Source organism: Sphingomonas sp. dw_22, from assembly GCF_018449795.1.
GTDB lineage: Bacteria > Pseudomonadota > Alphaproteobacteria > Sphingomonadales > Sphingomonadaceae > Sphingomonas.
Genome location: NZ_JAAVVE010000065.1, coordinates 1 through 15,910, shown reverse-complemented (window position 1 = coordinate 15,910; position 15,910 = coordinate 1). Strand labels below are relative to the sequence as shown.

The 15,910-nt window shown below is 68.2% G+C and carries 13 protein-coding genes; 2 read left to right on the top strand and 11 right to left on the bottom strand.

The genetic code is table 11. From position 1 onward, the window contains the following. The 10 genes from HB724_RS20645 to HB724_RS18880 all read right to left on the bottom strand — a co-directional run. The coding region (locus tag HB724_RS20645; protein ID WP_213982505.1) for a TolC family protein at positions 1 to 1,087 on the bottom strand (1,087 nt) is incomplete at its 3' end. A 4-nt stretch (positions 1,088 to 1,091) separates the two neighbouring features. Beyond that, on the bottom strand, positions 1,092 to 2,189 hold the full coding sequence (locus HB724_RS18920; RefSeq protein WP_256731626.1) for an ABC transporter permease: 1,098 nt from the start codon (positions 2,187 to 2,189) through the stop codon (positions 1,092 to 1,094). Between the two features lie 27 nt (positions 2,190 to 2,216). Beyond that, positions 2,217 to 3,347: an ABC transporter permease gene (locus tag HB724_RS18915; protein WP_213982503.1), complete on the bottom strand. Its 1,131-nt coding sequence runs from the start codon at positions 3,345 to 3,347 to the stop codon at positions 2,217 to 2,219. Between the two features lie 127 nt (positions 3,348 to 3,474). Continuing rightward, the gene (locus tag HB724_RS18910; RefSeq protein WP_346344758.1) at positions 3,475 to 5,199 is read right to left on the bottom strand and encodes an ATP-binding cassette domain-containing protein; all 1,725 of its coding nucleotides are present in this window, start codon (positions 5,197 to 5,199) and stop codon (positions 3,475 to 3,477) included. 157 nt (positions 5,200 to 5,356) lie between these two features. After that, positions 5,357 to 6,364: an HlyD family efflux transporter periplasmic adaptor subunit gene (locus HB724_RS18905; protein WP_213982502.1), complete on the bottom strand. Its 1,008-nt coding sequence runs from the start codon at positions 6,362 to 6,364 to the stop codon at positions 5,357 to 5,359. Further along, positions 6,361 to 6,981, bottom strand: a complete 621-nt coding sequence (locus tag HB724_RS18900; RefSeq protein WP_213982501.1) for a CerR family C-terminal domain-containing protein — start codon at positions 6,979 to 6,981, stop codon at positions 6,361 to 6,363. Before HB724_RS18900 ends, HB724_RS18905 begins: the two co-directional genes overlap by 4 nt. A gap of 165 nt (positions 6,982 to 7,146) precedes the next feature. Further along, entirely contained in the window at positions 7,147 to 9,651 is a 2,505-nt protein-coding gene (locus HB724_RS18895) for an ABC transporter permease (protein WP_213982500.1), read from the bottom strand. Positions 9,652 to 9,701: 50 nt separating this feature from the next. Next, positions 9,702 to 10,382, bottom strand: a complete 681-nt coding sequence (locus tag HB724_RS18890) for an ABC transporter ATP-binding protein (RefSeq protein ID WP_213982499.1) — start codon at positions 10,380 to 10,382, stop codon at positions 9,702 to 9,704. 20 nt (positions 10,383 to 10,402) lie between these two features. After that, positions 10,403 to 11,695, bottom strand: a complete 1,293-nt coding sequence (locus HB724_RS18885; RefSeq protein ID WP_256731625.1) for an efflux RND transporter periplasmic adaptor subunit — start codon at positions 11,693 to 11,695, stop codon at positions 10,403 to 10,405. 61 nt (positions 11,696 to 11,756) lie between these two features. Further along, the gene (locus tag HB724_RS18880) at positions 11,757 to 11,984 is read right to left on the bottom strand and encodes a hypothetical protein (RefSeq protein WP_213982498.1); all 228 of its coding nucleotides are present in this window, start codon (positions 11,982 to 11,984) and stop codon (positions 11,757 to 11,759) included. Positions 11,985 to 12,142: 158 nt separating this feature from the next. Between HB724_RS18880 and HB724_RS18875 the strand changes: the two genes are divergently transcribed. Continuing rightward, a complete protein-coding gene (locus tag HB724_RS18875; protein WP_213982497.1) occupies positions 12,143 to 13,534 on the top strand; it encodes a sigma-54 dependent transcriptional regulator in 1,392 nt (463 codons plus the stop codon). Further along, on the top strand, positions 13,524 to 14,846 hold the full coding sequence (locus HB724_RS18870; RefSeq protein WP_213982496.1) for an ATP-binding protein: 1,323 nt from the start codon (positions 13,524 to 13,526) through the stop codon (positions 14,844 to 14,846). The genes HB724_RS18875 and HB724_RS18870 overlap by 11 nt, the downstream gene beginning before the upstream one ends. Before the next feature lie 136 nt (positions 14,847 to 14,982). Here the strand turns inward: HB724_RS18870 and HB724_RS18865 are convergent, their stop codons facing one another. Beyond that, positions 14,983 to 15,858 (bottom strand): type II secretion system protein GspK, encoded by an 876-nt coding sequence (locus tag HB724_RS18865; RefSeq protein WP_213982495.1) that lies wholly within the window; start codon positions 15,856 to 15,858, stop codon positions 14,983 to 14,985. Between the last annotated feature and the right edge of the window lie 52 nt (positions 15,859 to 15,910).

Genomic DNA, 15,910 nt, shown 5'->3' with positions numbered 1-15,910 from the left:
GTGCGGATGGGCTGCGAGGAACGCATGGCCGATCGCGTGCATCAGGTGCGTCTTGCCCTGGCCGGGGCTCGCAGGGAGATAGAGCGGGCTGAGGCGGGGGCGGCCCGGCCCGGCCACGGCCATCGCAGGGTGGAAGGGGGGGGGGTGGCGGGGGGGGCGGGGGGGGGGGTGGAGGGGGGGGCGGGGGGGGGGGCGGGGGGGCGGGGCGGGGGGCGGGGGGTGGGGGGGGGGGGGGGGCAGCGGCGCCGGAGGGGGCGGCGGCGCGGGTGCGTGTGGGGGCCGCGGGGGGGGGCGGGGCGGGGTTGGGGCGGGGCACGGCTTCGTCCGGCGCAGCGCCGGGCAACGCGGGGATGCGATAGGCCGCAGCGGCCGCCTGGGCGCGGGCATTGGGCACGGCGGAGGCGCTCGCCCTGGCCGCCGCATCGGCGCGCTCGGCGTCGAGCTGCGAGGCTTCGCCGGCGTCGCGGCGCAGATGGGTCAGGCGCGCGAGATCGGCATCGGCGGCAGCGGTCGCCTCGGCGATGGCGGCATCGGCCTGGGCGGCGCGCAGGTCGAAATAGCTGCGGGCGAGCTCGGCGATCAGCGTCAGCATCACGTCGCGCTGGCCATATTCGGCGGCCTCGACGCGCGCGTTCGCCGCCTGGGCCTGGCGGGTGCGGCGGCCCCAGAGATCGATCTCCCAGCTCGCATCGAAGCCGAGATCGAACAGGCGGAACTCGCGATCGACGCCGGGGATCTGGCCGATCGGGAGCTGGCCGTTCTCGCTGATCCGGTTCTCGGTGGCGGAGCCACTGGCCGATAGGGTAGGCAGCCGCCCGCCGACCACCGCGTCGCGGTTGGCGCGAGCCTCGGCGAGGCGGGCCTGGGCCTCCTTGAGATCGGGTGCGCTCGCGACGGCACGCTGGACCAGCGCGGAAAGCCGGGCGTCGCCGAAACTGTCCCACCAGGCGAGATCGATCGCGCCCGGCGTGCCGGGCTCCAGCCAGCCGCCGGTCGAAGCGGCAGGCATTTCCGGGCGCTTGTAATCGGGGCCGACGGTGCAGCCGGCGAGCGCGGCGGCGAGCAGCAGGGGGGCAAGGCGAGGCATCATTCTACTCCATGCGCGCGCGGAACAGCCAGGCGGACGCGGACAGCGTCGCGACGGCGATCAGCCCGAGCGGCCAAAGCTGGTGGAAGACGGCGGCGGCCGGCATCGCCTTGAGGAACAGGCCCTGGACGATGACGAGGAAATATCGCGCCGGATCGAGATAGGTGACGATCTGGAGCCAGCCCGGCATGTTGTCGATCGGGCTGGCATAGCCCGAGAGCAGGATCAGCGGCGTCGTCACCAGGAAGGTGCCCAGGAACGCCTGTTGCTGGGTCTGCGACAGTGCCGAGACGAACATGCCGATCCCGATCAGCGCCAGCATGTACATGGCGAGCGACAGGAAGAAGAGCGTCAGCGAGCCCGTGAACGGCACCCCGAACACGAGCGGCGCGATCACCAGATAGAGGCTGCCGTTCATCATGCCGATGATGAAGGGCGGCACCATCTTGCCGATCAGGATTTCGTGGACGCGCAAAGGCGAGACCATGAGCTGGTCGAACGTGCCCAGCTCGCGCTCGCGCGCCACCGATTGCGAGGTGATGGCGAGTCCCGCGACCGACGTGATGATCGCCACCAGCGACGGCAGCGTGAACCAGATATAATCGAGCGAAGGATTGTACCAGTTGGTGACGATGCTCCCCGGCCCCGCCGCCCCGCGCGGCACGAGGTCCGCGCCCACGCCGCCGACGATCTGCGTCAGATAGCCCGCAACGATCTGCGCGGCGTTCGAGCGGCGGCCGTCGAGCACCAGGCCGATCGTCGCGGGGCGGCGCGCGGTGACGTTGCGATCGAAATCCTCGTCGATCACCATCGCTGCGATCACCCGCTGGTTGTCGATCGCATCCTTGAGTTCGTTCGGGCTGCGCAGCGGCACGATCTCGCGGAAATTGGGGCTGCCGGCGATACGGCTGACGATCTCCGCCGAATGCGCGCCGGAGCTGCGATCGAGCACGCCGATATCGACATTCTTCACGTCGAGCGTGGTCGCGAAGGTGAAGATGAAGAGCTGCATCAGCGGCGGCACGAACAGCACCACGCGCGACTTGGGATCGCGCAGCACCGCCCACATCTCCTTGACGATCATCGCTCCCAACCGGCGCAAGCCGGACCCTCGAAAAAGCCGGCGCATCTAGTCGAGGCTCCTGCGCGTGACGCGGAACGAGAGCAGGAAGAACACCGCGCCGAACAGCAGCATGATGCCGATATTGGGCAGGATCAGCGCCCATTGGTCTCCGGCGAGGAACACCGATTCCAGGCACGGGATCAGATAGCGCGCAGGCACCAGATAGGTCAGCGCCTGGATCGGCCAGGGCATCGATCCGATCTCGTAGATGAAGCCCGAAAGCAGGAAGGTGGGCAGGAAGGCCGAGAGCAACGCCACCTGGCTCGCGACGAACTGGTTCTTGGTGGCGGACGAAATGAACAGCCCTAGCCCAAGCGCAGGCATCAGGAACGCCGAGGCGATCAGGAACAAAGCGAACACCGATCCGCGGAACGGCACGCCGAATATGAACACGCCGATCAGCGTGCACAGCGTCATCGATGCGAGCGCCAGCAGGTAATAGGGGATGACCTTGCTCGCGATGAACTCGGCCATGCTGATGGGCGTGGCCATCATCGCCTCCATCGTCCCCCGCTCCCATTCGCGCGCGATGACCAGCGCGGTGAGCAGCGTGCCGATCATCGTCATGACGTTGGCGATCGATCCGGGGACCAGGAAATAGCGGCTCTTGAGCTCGGGATTGTACCAGAAGCGCGCGGAGATGCTGATCGGCACGTCGGCGGCAGCGGGGTTGCGTTCCAGCCCCTCCGCCGCAGCCCATTGCGCACGGACGCCCTCGCCATAGGAGGCGGCGAAATTGGCGGTGTTGGGCTGCGAGCCGTCGGTGATGATCTGGATCGGCGGCACGCGCCCCTGGTTGAAGCGCTCGCCGAAATCCTGGGGGATGACGATGATCGCACGCAGCTCGCCATCGACCATCTTGTCGCGCACCGGCTGGATCGATCGCGCCATCGTCACCTCGAAATAGCGCGAGGTCTGGTAGGCCTGGGCAAGGCGGAGCGCGGGGGCGCTGCTGTCCTGCAGCACCACGGCAATCCGCGTGCGGCTGCTGTCGAGCGACACCGCATAGCCGAACAGGAACAGCAGGATCATCGGCAGCACGAAGGCGATGAGGAAGGTGGAGGGATCCCGCAGGATCTGCGCGCCCTCCTTGGTGACCAGCGCGGCGACGCGGCGCGGGGAGAAGCGAATGCTCATGATAGCCCCTCCCCTTCAGGGGAGGGGTAGGGGGTGGGGCAGAGTCTCACCGAGACCAGCGCTTGCGGAGAGTCCCCCACCCCAACCCCTCCCCCGAGGGGGAGGGGCTTAATAAGATGGATGCCACTCACGCCGCCTCCCTCCCCTCGCGCCGCCGGTCGAATTCCTCGATCAGCGCGATGAAGGCGTCCTCCATCGTCGGATCGTCGGCGTTGGAGAGCGCGCCCGCCTTGGCCTTCAATTCATCGGGCGTGCCGGTGGCGATCTGCTCGGCGCGGTAGATCAGCGTGACCTGGTCGCAATATTCCGCCTCGTCCATGAAGTGAGTCGTGACCAGCACGGTCACGCCCTTCTCGACCAGCCCGTTGATATGGATCCAGAACTCGCGCCGCGTGACCGGATCGACGCCCGAGGTCGGCTCGTCGAGGAACAGCACCGGCGGCTCGTGCATCACCGCGCAGGCGAGCGCGAGGCGCTGCTTGAAGCCGAGCGGCAGGCCGCCCGCATTGGCGTCGAACCGGCTCTCCAGCTCGAAGATCGACCCCATCGCCTCGATCGCGCGCTTCGCCTTCGCCCGATCCAGATCATAGGCCCCGGCGAAGAAATCGAGATTCTGGCGAACGCTCAGATCGCCGTAGAGCGAGAATTTCTGCGCCATATAGCCGAGCGACGCGCGGGCATCGGCACGCGCGTGGCGCAGATCATTGCCCGCCACCGCGCCGGTGCCGCCGGAGGGGGTGAGCAGCCCGCACAGCATCTTGAAGGTGGTCGACTTGCCCGCGCCGTTCGGCCCCAGCAGCCCGAATATCTGGCCGCGCGGGATCGCGAAATTCATGTCCTTCGCCGCGACGAAATCGCCGAAGCGCTTGGTCAGCCCCTTGGCCTCGATCGCATAGCCCTCGCTCTGCGGGATGGTGCGGTAGCGCTCGGCGAGCTTGCTGGTTCCGCTGGGGCCGCCGCCGAGCCGCTCGATAAAGCCGTCCTCGAAGCGCGCCGGCGCGGGCTCGACCGTGGCGCCCTCGGCCTCCAGCGATTGCGGCGTGGGCGCCGCCGCTCCGTCCCGCATCAGCAGCCGCACCGATCGGCCCTGGATCGTGCCGTCGATCACCTCGTCGCGGTCGAGCGCATGGGTGAGGAACTGGCGGCGGCGCTCCTTGAAGCCCGTCACGCGGAACACGCGATCCGCCACCTTCCCGGTCAGATCGACGGGCGGCCCATCGAACAGCAACTTGCCTTCGTTGAGCAGATAGACGGTGTCGCACTTCTCGGCTTCGTCGAGATAGGCGGTCGACCAGAGCACGCCGATCCCCTGATCGGTCAGGTCGCCGACCATCGCCCAGAGCTCGCGCCGCGAGATCGGATCGACGCCGACGCCCGGTTCGTCCAGCAGCAGCACCTTGGGCGTGCGGACCAGCGCGCAGGCGAGGCCGAGCTTCTGCTTCATCCCACCCGAGAGCTTGCCTGCCAGCCGCCCCTGGAAGCGCGCCAGATCGGTGAAGTCGAGCAGCCGCTTGAAGCTCGCATCATGCTCTGCCCTGGGCAGCCCGCGCACCTCGGCATAGAGCGTGAGGTTCTCTAACACGGTCAGGTCTTCGTACAGGCCGAAGCGCTGGGGCATGTAACCGAGATCGTCGAGATGCTCGCCCGGCGCGCCGCCCAGCACCTCCACCCTGCCCTCGCTCGGCGCCATCAGCCCGGCGAGGATGCGGATCAGCGTGGTCTTGCCCGCCCCGTCCGGCCCCACCAGCCCCGTCACCTGCCCGCTCGCGATCCGCATCGACAGGCCGTCGAGCGCTGTCATATCACCGAAGCGTTTCACGAGGTTTTCGGCGCGGGCTACGGGATCGGTCACCTGCTCCCCTCCCTGCAAGGGAGGGGCTGGGGGTGGGTGCGCGGCCCGAAGGGACGCGCCGGTCCATTGGTCGCAGAAGCTCGCTTCGCTCGCACCCACCCCCGACCCCTCCCTTGCAGGGAGGGGAGGAAGAGGAGGCGATCGCTCAGGGCCACCTTCATTTCCCGAGGCGCGGACGGGCGCCGGGAACCTTCACCGTCACCGGCTGGCCCTGGCGGAGATTGTCGTCGGGATCGTCGACGATCACGCGGACCTGATAGACGAGATCGGTGCGCAGATTCTCGGTCTCGACCGACTTGGGCGTGAACTCGGCCCGCGGCGCGATATAGCCGATGCTGCCATGATAGGTCCGGGGATTGCCGTCGGCCGTCACCGCCACCTTCATCCCCGGCGCGATCCGGCTGAGATCGGTCTCGGCGACATAGGCGCGCACGCGCATCGGCCGGTTGATCGACAGCGTCAGCACGGTCTCGCCCGGCTGGACGATCGCACCAGGCTCGCGGGCGCGGGTGACGACGGTGCCGTCGGACGCCGCGACCAGCCTGGTGTCGCCGAGATCGGTGCCGGCGCTCTCCCGCGCGGCCCGGGCGGCGCGGACATCGGCTTCGGCCGCGGCGATATCCTCGGCGCGGCTGCCCGCGTTGAGCAGCGAAAGGCCCTGCTGCGCCTCCAGCAATTGCGCGCGGGCACGATCGCGATCGGAGACGGTCTGCTCCCACACGTCACGGCTGATCGCGCCGGGGCCGACCAGCGGCTGGCGCCGCGCATAGTCGCGCTGGGCATTGTCATACACCGCCTGCGCCGCCGAAGCCCGCGCGCGCGCCTGGCCGATGTCCTGCACGCGGTTGCCGTTCTTCAGCTTCTGGAGCTGCGCCTGGGCCCGGCCGAGCCGGGCGTCGGCCTCCGCCATGCGGCTCTGGATCGTCGCGGTGTCGAGCACCGCGAGCGGCTGGCCGCGCTTCACCTTGGCGCCTTCGTCCACCGCGATGTCACCGATCCGCCCGCCGACGCGGAAGCTCATGTCCACCTCGCGGATGTCGACATTGCCGTAGAGCGCGAGCTCCCCCGCGTCCGCCCGCGCGAACAGTCCGAAGCCCCGGGTCGCGAACCCCGCCACCACCAGCGCTGCGACGAGGACGAGAATGATGAGGGTGCGGCGGTTCATTCCGGCGTCTCCGAAAGGATGCGAAAGGCGCTGGCGCGCAGGCTCGCCAGCAACAGGGCGGCATTGGCCTCGTCGATATGATCGGTGCCGAGCACGCGGCAGATGGCGGCATGGCCCGCGCGCAGAACGATCACCTGGCCGAAGAACAATATGGCGGTAGCGGTCACCTGGCGCGGGTCGAGGTCCGGCCGGGCGCGCGCGATCAGCTCGGCGGCGGCGTCGAACACCATCCGCATCGCGCCTTCGAACAGGCGATTGAAGGCTTCGGTGGGATATTGCTGCTCGCGGATGATGAAGCGCGACCAGCCCTCGGTCTTCTGGTGCAGCATCATCTGGCCGAGGCTGTCGAGCAGGCCGGCCGCGGCTTCCCTGGCCGCTTCGGCCGAGGCGGCGCCTGCTTCGAGCGCCGCCGCCGCCGCCGGACCCTGGATCTCGCGGATCTGCGCGGCGATATGATCGGCGGCGGCGAGATATAGCCCCTCCTTGCCCCCGAAATGATAGGTGATCGAGGACATCGCCGTGCCCGAGGCACGGGCGATCTCGCGGGTGCTCGCGCCCTCGAAGCCGAGCCGGCCGAACTGGTCTATCGCCACATCGAGAAGGGTCTGGGACGTCATTGCGACTCGCATTGTTCGTTCGAACGAACAAGCCCTATCCCAACCTTGACGGAGGTGCAACGCACCGGGCGGGATTTTGTCGCAGATGGGTATGGGGAGACGGACGGACGGTGGGGAAACCGTCCGCCCATCTGTCGGCGGGAACGAGGGAGCCCCCGCCGAAGCCTATTCGTAGCGCAATGCGTAGACCGGGTTGGTGCGCGCCACGCGGAAGGCGTGCGCCCCGATCGTCACCACCGCGATCGCCAGCGCGAGCAGCCCGGCTCCGATGAACGGCACCGGCCCCAGCGTCACGCGCGCGTCGAACTGGTTGAGCCAGTCGCGCATCACCCACCATGCCACCGGCCAGGCGATCAGGTTGGCGATCACCACCGGCCGGGTGAACTGCCACACCAGCAGCCGCACGATGTCGAAGGTGCGGGCACCCAGCACCTTGCGGATGCCGATCTCCTTGGTGCGGCGCTCGGCCGTGAACGCCGCCAGCCCGAACAGGCCGAGGCAGCCGATCACCACCGCGAGCAGCGCGAACATGCCGAACATCTGCGCCCGCGCGTCCATCCGCTTGTAGGTGCGCGCCATGATCTCGTCGCTGAACGAGGCCTCGTAGGGCACGTCGGGCGCGAGCCGGCGCCAGACCGTCTCCATCGCGGCGCGCACCTTGGCGGGATCGCCCTTGTAGCGCGCGACCATCCAATAGACATTGTGCCGGTCGAACAGGAACATGATCGGCTCGATCGGCGTGCGGATGGTGCGCAGGCGCGAATCCTTCACCACGCCGATGATCGTCAGCGTCGTCGCGCCGAATTTGTCGGAAATGGCATATTGCAACGTCTTGCCGACCGCGTCCTGCGCATTGGCGAAACCCAGCCGCTTCACTGCGGATTCGTTGATGACGATGTTGCCGCCACGATTGACGAACGCTCGCTCCGCCTCGTCGCTCATGGAGGGCGGTGTGGTCATGTCGTCGGCCAGGCGGTTGCGGTCGAACACCCGGCCCGCATGGGTGCGGATACCCATGGTCTGGAAATAGCCGCCATCGACGCCGTAGATCGCGATGTCGATCGGATCGGGATGGCCCTGCCGGAGTACCGAAGTTGTGGAGGTGTTGCCGGTGTTCACGCCGATGCCGGTGCGGCCGACGCTCTGCACGCCCGGCACCGCGGCGATCTCCTGCAGCAGCGCATCGACATTGCCGCGCAGCGATTCCGATCCGATGCCCGGCACCTGGATCAGCCCGTCGCGCTGATAGCCCGGATCGAGCGTGCGGGCATAGAGCGTCTGGCTATAAACCACCGCCGTGCACACCATCAGCCCGATCGAGACGGCGAATTGCACCACCACCAGCGCGCCGCGCAGCCCGCCCGATCCCTCGGCTTCGGACGCCGATTTATTGGCCTTGAGCACCCGCGCCGGCTGGAAGCGGGAAAGGTAGAAGGCCGGATAGAGCCCGCCGGCGGCGCCCACCAGCAGCACCAGCGCCAGGATCGGCAGGATCACGCCATCCGTGCCGAAATAGCGAAGCTTCAGGTCGGCATCGAGAAAGTGCGCGAACCAGGGCAGCGCGATCTCGGTAAAGGCGAGCGCCACCAGCATCGAGATCGCCGCGAGCAGGATCGATTCCCCCAGGAACTGCGCCATCAACTGCCGTCGCGTCGCGCCCAGCACCTTGCGCAGCGCCACTTCGCGCGCCCGCTGGCTGGCGCGCGCCGTCGCCAGATTGGTGAAGTTCATGCAGGCCATGCCCAGGATCAGCAGCGCGATCACCGCGAAGGTGGTGATCGACGTCCCGTCATTGCCCGGCGTCATCGCCGATCCCTGCGCCTTGCCCAGATGCACGTCGCGCACGTTGACGAAGGCATAGCTGCGATTGTCGCCCATATTGTAGCGACGGCCATTGTCGATCTCGTCGGGGATGTTGCGCTTCTTCCAGGCATTGAGCTGGGCATTGAGCGCGGCGACATCGGTGCCGGGGCGGAACTTCAGATAGACCCAGCCGCCGGTCCAGCCCCATTGGGTGAGGAACTGCTCGTTATGCCCCTGGGGATAGAGGCTCGGGAAATCGGCGCGCACCAGCATGTTGAGCGCGATGTGCGAGTTCTTGGGCAGATCCTTGAACACCGCGGTGATGCGATAATCGTTCTTGAGGCCCATCGTGGCGACGGTGAGCGTGCGGCCGAGCACGTTGGTTGTGCCGAAGCGGCGCACCGCCTCGCTTTCGCTGAGCGCGATGGTGCCGGGCCGGGCCAGCGCCTGCCGGTCGCCGCGCGCAAGCGGCAGGTCGATCGTGTCGAAGAACGGGCTGTCGACCAGGTTGGCATCGTCGGGCGAATAGGCGCGCCCGTCCTTGATGACCGTGATCGAGACGCCGCCGCCGAAATAGGTGGCGCTCTCGATCTGCGGGAAGTCCTTCAGCAATGCCGCCTTGGTGACATAGGGCACGCCCTGGTTCTCGAATTCGTCGGAGGTGGTCTTGCTCTGGTAATAGCTCTGGAACTGGAAGACCCGGTCCGCATCGGGCAGCCATTCGTCGAAGCTGCGCTCATATTGGACGTAGAGCAGGATCAGCAGGCACGCGGCCAGGCCGGTCGCCAGCCCGAAGATGTTGATGAAGGCATAGGTACGGTTCTTGGCAAGCGCGCGAAGGCCGACCGTCAGGTAATTGCGCCACATGGCATTTACTCCCTTTCTCCCTCTCCCCTTTGGGGAGAGGGAGTTTGTGGTCAGGCCGCGCGGCGCCGCTCCTGGAGGATGCGACCGTCGAGCATGTTGACGATCCGCCCCGCGAAATCGGCGTGCGCGGGCGAGTGGGTCACCATCACGATCGTCGAGCCCTCGCCGTTCAGCGTCTGGAGCATTCGCATCACTTCCTCGCCGTGATGGGTGTCGAGGTTGCCGGTCGGTTCGTCCGCCAGGATCAGCTTCGGCGAAGCCACTAGCGCGCGCGCCACCGCGACGCGCTGCTGCTGGCCGCCCGAAAGCTGGCTGGGGCGGTGCTTCGCACGGTGCGCGATGCCGACCTTGTCCATCACGTCGTCCACCCGGCGCTTGCGCTCCGATGCGGGGACATTGTGATAGAGCAGCGCCAGCTCGACATTGTCGCGGACGCTCAGCTCATCGACCAGATTGAAGCTCTGGAAGATGAAGCCGATATTCTCCTTGCGGACATCGGCCAGCTTCGCCTCGGAAAGCCCCGCGACTTCCTTGCCGTTGAACACGTAAGAGCCGCTCGACGGGCTATCGAGCATCCCGATCATGTTGAGCAGGGTCGATTTGCCGCAGCCCGAAGGCCCCATGATCGCCACGAACTCGCCCTCGGCGATATGGAGGTCGATCGAATCCAGCGCGGTCGTCTGGACGGTGTCGGTACGGTAGACCTTCGAAAGCTCGCGCATCGTCAGCATCGAAATCCCTTTCCTTGCAATCATTTGGTCAGATCGAGCCGATCCTTGTCGGCATATCCGGTATAGGGGGACGTCAAGACCTTCTCGCCGGGCTCCAGCCCTTCGAGCACCTCGACGAACTCGGAGTTGCGGCGGCCCAGGCGGACGGTGCGCTTGACCGCGGCCTTGCCGTCGGGCGTCACCACGAAGATCCAGGCGCCGCCGGTCTCGTTGTAGAAGGCGCCGTTGGGGATCAGCAGCGCGGGCGCCGGATCGCCCAGCGTCAGCCGCGCCTGCATCGTCTGGCCGCGCTGGAGCTGGGGCGGCTCGGTGCCGGTGAACTGGAGATCGACCTGGAACTGGCCGTTCTGGACCTGTGGATAGATTTTGGTGACCTTGGCGGCGAAGGTCTTGCCGGCCCAGTCCATCCGCGCCTGCTGCCCCACCTGGACGCGGCCGAGATAATATTCGTCCACCCCGGCGATCAGCTTGTTGCGGCCCGGGCTGTCGATCTGCCCCACCCGCTCGCCGCGCTGGAGCGACTGGCCGACCTGCACCGAGAAGCCCGAAAGCTGCCCCGCGACCGGCGCGCGAAGCTGGAGCGCGTCCAGATTGGCGCGGGCGATGGCGAGCCCCGACTGCATCGATTGCGCCGCCGCCTGCTGCTGCGAGAGCTGGCTGCCCTGGAGCCGCTCGTCGGTCGACTGGCTGCGCTTGAGCGCGGCGAGGTTGCGGCGGTTGAGCTCATAGTCGGCGCTGGTGTCGGCGAACTGCTTGCCGGCGATGAAGCCGCGCTCGGCGAGCGGCTTCTCGCGGTCGTACTGGCGCTTCGCCTTGTCGAGCGCGGTCTCGGCCGCGAGCACCGCCCGTTCGTTGGAAAGCCGCGTCTGGGAAAGCGCCAATTCCTGGCTGCGCATGTTGTTGATCTGCTGCTCGACCTCGGTCTGCCGGGCGAGCGTGGAAAGCTGGAGCTCGGCGTTGGAGAGCAGGGCGATCGGCTGGCCCTTGGCGAGGGTGGCGCCGTCCTCGACCAGCATCTTCTCGACCCGCCCGCCCTCGACCGCGTCGATATAGACGGTCAGCAGCGGCGTCACGCGCGCGCGCAGCGGAATGAAATCGTCGAACGTGCCGCGCGTGACGGTGGAGACGGTGACGTGATCGGCGCCCACGGTCTGGCTCGATCCGCGCGGCGCATACCACCAGAACAGCCCGGCGATCAGCACCAGCAGCGCGCCGCCGATCGCGGCCTTGGCCCGCAGCGAGAGCTTCCGCGTCTCGACCATTTGGTCCATCCCGCTACCGGTCACCGGCTTGTCCCCGGCGCTGCTTTTCATGCGAACGACACCCATGCCCATCACCCAGCAACCCCCGTGCCAAACCGTGACGCGGCGCCGCTCACAGCAAGCCCCGCGCACAACTGTCCGGATTCGGACACGCCTGTCCGGAATCGAACGCCAGGCGAAACGATGCGAAGCCGATCTGGAGAAGCGCATGGCTGCCGGTCCGCCCAAACGCCAGGTCGAGCGAGACCGGCCTGGCGGCGTGCATCCCCAGCGCGGCGCAGGCCAGCGCGATCAGCAGCAGCGCCTTGCGCGCCAATTTGTCGGACGGTGGCCGAAACACTGGTATTCTCCTCGTGCTCTCGCATTGCAGCCCAACAGAGCAGGAGCCGTGCCAAGTGCGCAAAACCGCCGCTTTCCGGATTTCTTCAGGCTGGAGACAGCCTTGGCACGCAATTTGATTGTCCGGAATCGCACAGGCGCTGTACGGGAGTGGACGGCATGGGGAGCGGCCCGGAATTCGATTTCTGCGTCATCATCGATGATGATGACGACATCCTCATGGCGTCGCGGCTGCTGCTGCGCGGCATGTTCGGCGAAGTGGCGACGGCGCGCAGCCCCAACGAGGCGCTGCCGCTGATCCGCGCACGGACGCCCGACGTGGTGCTGCTCGACGCCAATTTCGCCCGCGGCGCGACCAATGCCGCCGAGGGGCTGGCCTGGCTGGAACAGTTGCTCGCGATCGACCCGGAGATGGTGGTCGTGATGATCACCGCGCATGGCGGCGTGCAGGTCGCGGTGGCGGCGATGAAGCGCGGCGCGACCGATTTCGTCTCCAAGCCCTGGTCGAACGAGAAATTGCTGGCGACGGTGCGCACCGCCGCCTCGCTGCGCCGCTCGCGCCGTGCGGTGGGGGGCAAACAGGCATCGACGCCCGCCACGGCGCCATCGGGGTCGCAGCTATTGGGCGATTCCCCGGCGATGGCGCGCGTCCACTCGCTGATCGCCCGCGCCGCGCCCACCGACGCCAATGTGCTCGTCCTCGGCGAGAACGGCACCGGCAAGGAGCTGGTCGCGCGCGAGCTGCACCGCCAGTCGCTGCGCGCCGACCAGGTGATGCTGACGGTCGATCTGGGCGCGGTGGCCGAGGATCTGATCGATTCCGAGCTGTTCGGCCATGTGAAGGGCGCCTTCACCGATGCCCGCACCGATCGCGTCGGCCGCATCCAGGCGGCGGACGGCGGCACCCTGTTCCTCGACGAACTCGGCAACCTGCCGCTCCGGCTCCAGCCCAAGCTGCTGACCGTGCTGGAGCAGCGCCAGGTGACCCCGGTCGGCGCCAACAAGCCCGTGCCGGTGAACATCCGCGTGATCGCCGCGACCAACCTTCCGCCCGAAAAGCTGCGCGACGAAGGGCATTTCCGCCAGGATCTGCTGTTCCGGCTCAACACCGTCGAGATCGACCTGCCCCCGCTCCGCGATCGCCGCGAGGACGTGCCCGGGCTGATCGGCCATTATCTCGGCCATTATGCGAAACGCTATGGCCGCCCCGTCCCGGAGCTGAGCCCCGCCGCGCGCACCGCGCTGCTCCATCACGACTGGCCGGGCAATGTCCGCGCGCTGCGCCACGCGCTGGAGCGCGCCGTCATCCTGGCCCGCGACGTGCCGCTGGAGCCCGAGGATTTCGCGCTGATCTCGGCGAGCCCCCGCATCGTCCCCCAGGCGGTGGTCGCGCCGCTCCAGGGGTCCGACGATCTCAACCTCGAACGCGTCGAGCGCCGCCTGGTCGAGCAGGCGCTGAAGAAGCACGGCTACAACATCTCGCTCGCCGCCGCCGAGCTGGGGCTGTCGCGCGCCGCCCTTTATCGCCGGATGGAGAAGCATGGGCTTTGACCAGCGCTTCACGATCGGCCTGATCGGCTGGATCGCGGCGCTGGCGGTGGCGCTTCTCACCTGCGTCGCGGCGTTCGCGACGCCGGGGCTGGCCGCCGCGCGCATCGTCGCAATATTGTTCGCCGTCGCGGTCTTCGCCGGCCTCTGGCGCCACGTCACGCGCACCAACCGCACCGTCGCCCGCTTCCTCGAAGCGCTCAAGTTCGGCGATGCCGCGACATTGTTCGATACCGGCGGCGGCGCCGGCTTCGGCGCGCTGGGCCAGTCGCTCAACGAAGCGATGGCGCGCCTCCGCACCGAGCAGAGCCGCACGGCGGGCGAGCTGCGCTATCTCGACGCGCTGGTCGACGACATGCCGGTCGCGGTGCTGACGATCGACGGCGACGGCCAGGTCGCGCTCGCCAACAAGGCGGCGCGGCGCCTGTTCCGCAACGGGCACGGCACCCGCCCCGAGGATTTCGCCGCCTATGGCGCCACCTTTGCCCGACGGCTGGCGCAGGAAGGCGCGGGCGAGGAGCTATTGATTCTCAATATCGACGGGCGCGCCCAGCGCGTGCTGGTCCGTTCGGCCACGCTCGACCGGCTCGGCCAGCGCACCCGCGCGCTCGGCCTCCAGCCGATCCAGGGCACGCTCGACGCGGTCGAGATGGCGGCGCAGACCGATCTCGTCCGCGTCCTCACCCATGAGATACTCAACTCGCTGACCCCCGTCACGTCGCTCGCCGCCACCGCCGCCGATCTGCTCACCGATCCCGCGCTTTCGGCCGATCCGCGCATCGCCGACGCGCGCATGGCGGTGCTCACCCTGGCGCGCCGGGCGCAGGGCCTTAGCAACTTCATCGAAGCCTATCGCGCGATCGCCCAGCCGCCCGAGGTCAAGCGCCAGAACTTCGCCGCGGCGCCCTGGGCAGGCGAGCTGGCCCGCATCTTCTCCGCCGAGATGCCCGCGATTCCGCTGACGCTGGAAGTGTCGCCCGAGGGGCTGGCGCTCGACGCCGATCCCGATCTGCTCGCCCAGGTGCTCATCAACCTGCTCCGCAACGCGGCGCAGGCCATGACGGCGACCGAGGCGCCCCGCCTCGCCCTGCGCCTCTCCGCCGACAGCCAGGCGACACTGATCGAAGTCGAGGACAACGGCCCCGGCGTGCCGCACTCGCTGCGGCAGGACGTGTTCCTGCCCTTCTTCACTACCCGCCAGAGCGGAACCGGCGTGGGCCTGAACCTCGCGCGCCAGATCGTCGTCGCCCATGGCGGCGCGATCGACATCCTCGACGCACCCGGCGGCGGCGCGCTGTTCCGTATAATACTGTAAAAGCCCCTCTTCCCGTCACCCCGGCCGCAGTGCCGGGGTCCACTTATCCTCCAGAGAGCCCCTCTAAATTCCAGCGGCTCTCCCAGCCTCCCGGCGGACCCCGGCACTGCGGCCGGGGTGACGAGGGAGGCTGGCCCTACCGCTTCACCGGCAACGCCGGCGCGCCCGGCGGCACCGCGGCATTGCGCCAGCGCTCGACCGGCACGACCTCGATCCCGCCATCGGGCAACCGCCGCCGCTGGATCAGCGTCGCGATCTGCTGGCTGGTGCCGCCGATCGTCGCGCGGGTGCGCACCCAGAAACTGCCCGATCGGAACGACGCGCCCCAGGGCATGGAAAGATCCTGGTCGGTCAGATCCTTGAGCGTCAGGAATTTCTGCCGGTCCCGCACCGCCACCAGCCGCGCCGCCTTCAGCGGATCGTCGAACAGGATGCGCAGCATCTCCGGATCGGCCGCATTGAGATTGATCATGGTGGTGCCGGGCAGCGCCGTTGCCACCCGTTCGAGCCGATCCGCGACCTGAGGGTCCAGCCCGGCAAGCCGTAACGGTCTGAGATCGACGACCGGCCCGCGCAGCCGCACATATTGGGCCGCAGCAACGGCCTGTTCCGGCGTCATGCCCGTATCCTTGGCGATCTTTTGGAACAGGATCAGCGCCCCCGCCTCGCCGCTGCGCAGCGCATTGATGTTGAAGCGCCCCTCGGCATCGGCGATCGCCAAGTCGAAGCTGCCGCCCTCGATCGGCGCGCCGGCCTCGGAGAGCCTAGCCCAGGGCTCGCCGATATGGTCCTCGTCGGGCGCCACCTCGGCATCGCGGCGCAGCGCCACCAGCGCCGAGAGCTCGCCGCCCCGCGCCACCGCCAGCGCCCGCGACGCCTCGCGCATCCGCAAGCCTCGATCGAGCGCCAATTCCTCGCGACTGATTAGCAATAGCACCATCCCGCTGGCGATCGCGACGAACATCAGCACGTTGACCAGGATCATGCCGGCCTCATCGTCGCGCCGCGTCATTGCTCCGGCTCCTCGGGTTTGGCGGGCAGCGCGACGACGCGGCGCAGCGCGA

Coding starts and splice junctions, on each gene's coding strand:
- HB724_RS18870 (WP_213982496.1), top strand. CDS start 13,524: ATGGGCTTTGACCAGCGCTTCACGATCGGCCTGATCGGCTGGATCGCG.
- HB724_RS18865 (WP_213982495.1), bottom strand. CDS start 15,858: ATGACGCGGCGCGACGATGAGGCCGGCATGATCCTGGTCAACGTGCTG.
- HB724_RS18905 (WP_213982502.1), bottom strand. CDS start 6,364: ATGAACCGCCGCACCCTCATCATTCTCGTCCTCGTCGCAGCGCTGGTG.
- HB724_RS18895 (WP_213982500.1), bottom strand. CDS start 9,651: ATGTGGCGCAATTACCTGACGGTCGGCCTTCGCGCGCTTGCCAAGAAC.
- HB724_RS18885 (WP_256731625.1), bottom strand. CDS start 11,695: ATGAAAAGCAGCGCCGGGGACAAGCCGGTGACCGGTAGCGGGATGGAC.
- HB724_RS18890 (WP_213982499.1), bottom strand. CDS start 10,382: ATGCTGACGATGCGCGAGCTTTCGAAGGTCTACCGTACCGACACCGTC.
- HB724_RS18875 (WP_213982497.1), top strand. CDS start 12,143: ATGGGGAGCGGCCCGGAATTCGATTTCTGCGTCATCATCGATGATGAT.
- HB724_RS18900 (WP_213982501.1), bottom strand. CDS start 6,981: ATGACGTCCCAGACCCTTCTCGATGTGGCGATAGACCAGTTCGGCCGG.
- HB724_RS18915 (WP_213982503.1), bottom strand. CDS start 3,347: ATGAGCATTCGCTTCTCCCCGCGCCGCGTCGCCGCGCTGGTCACCAAG.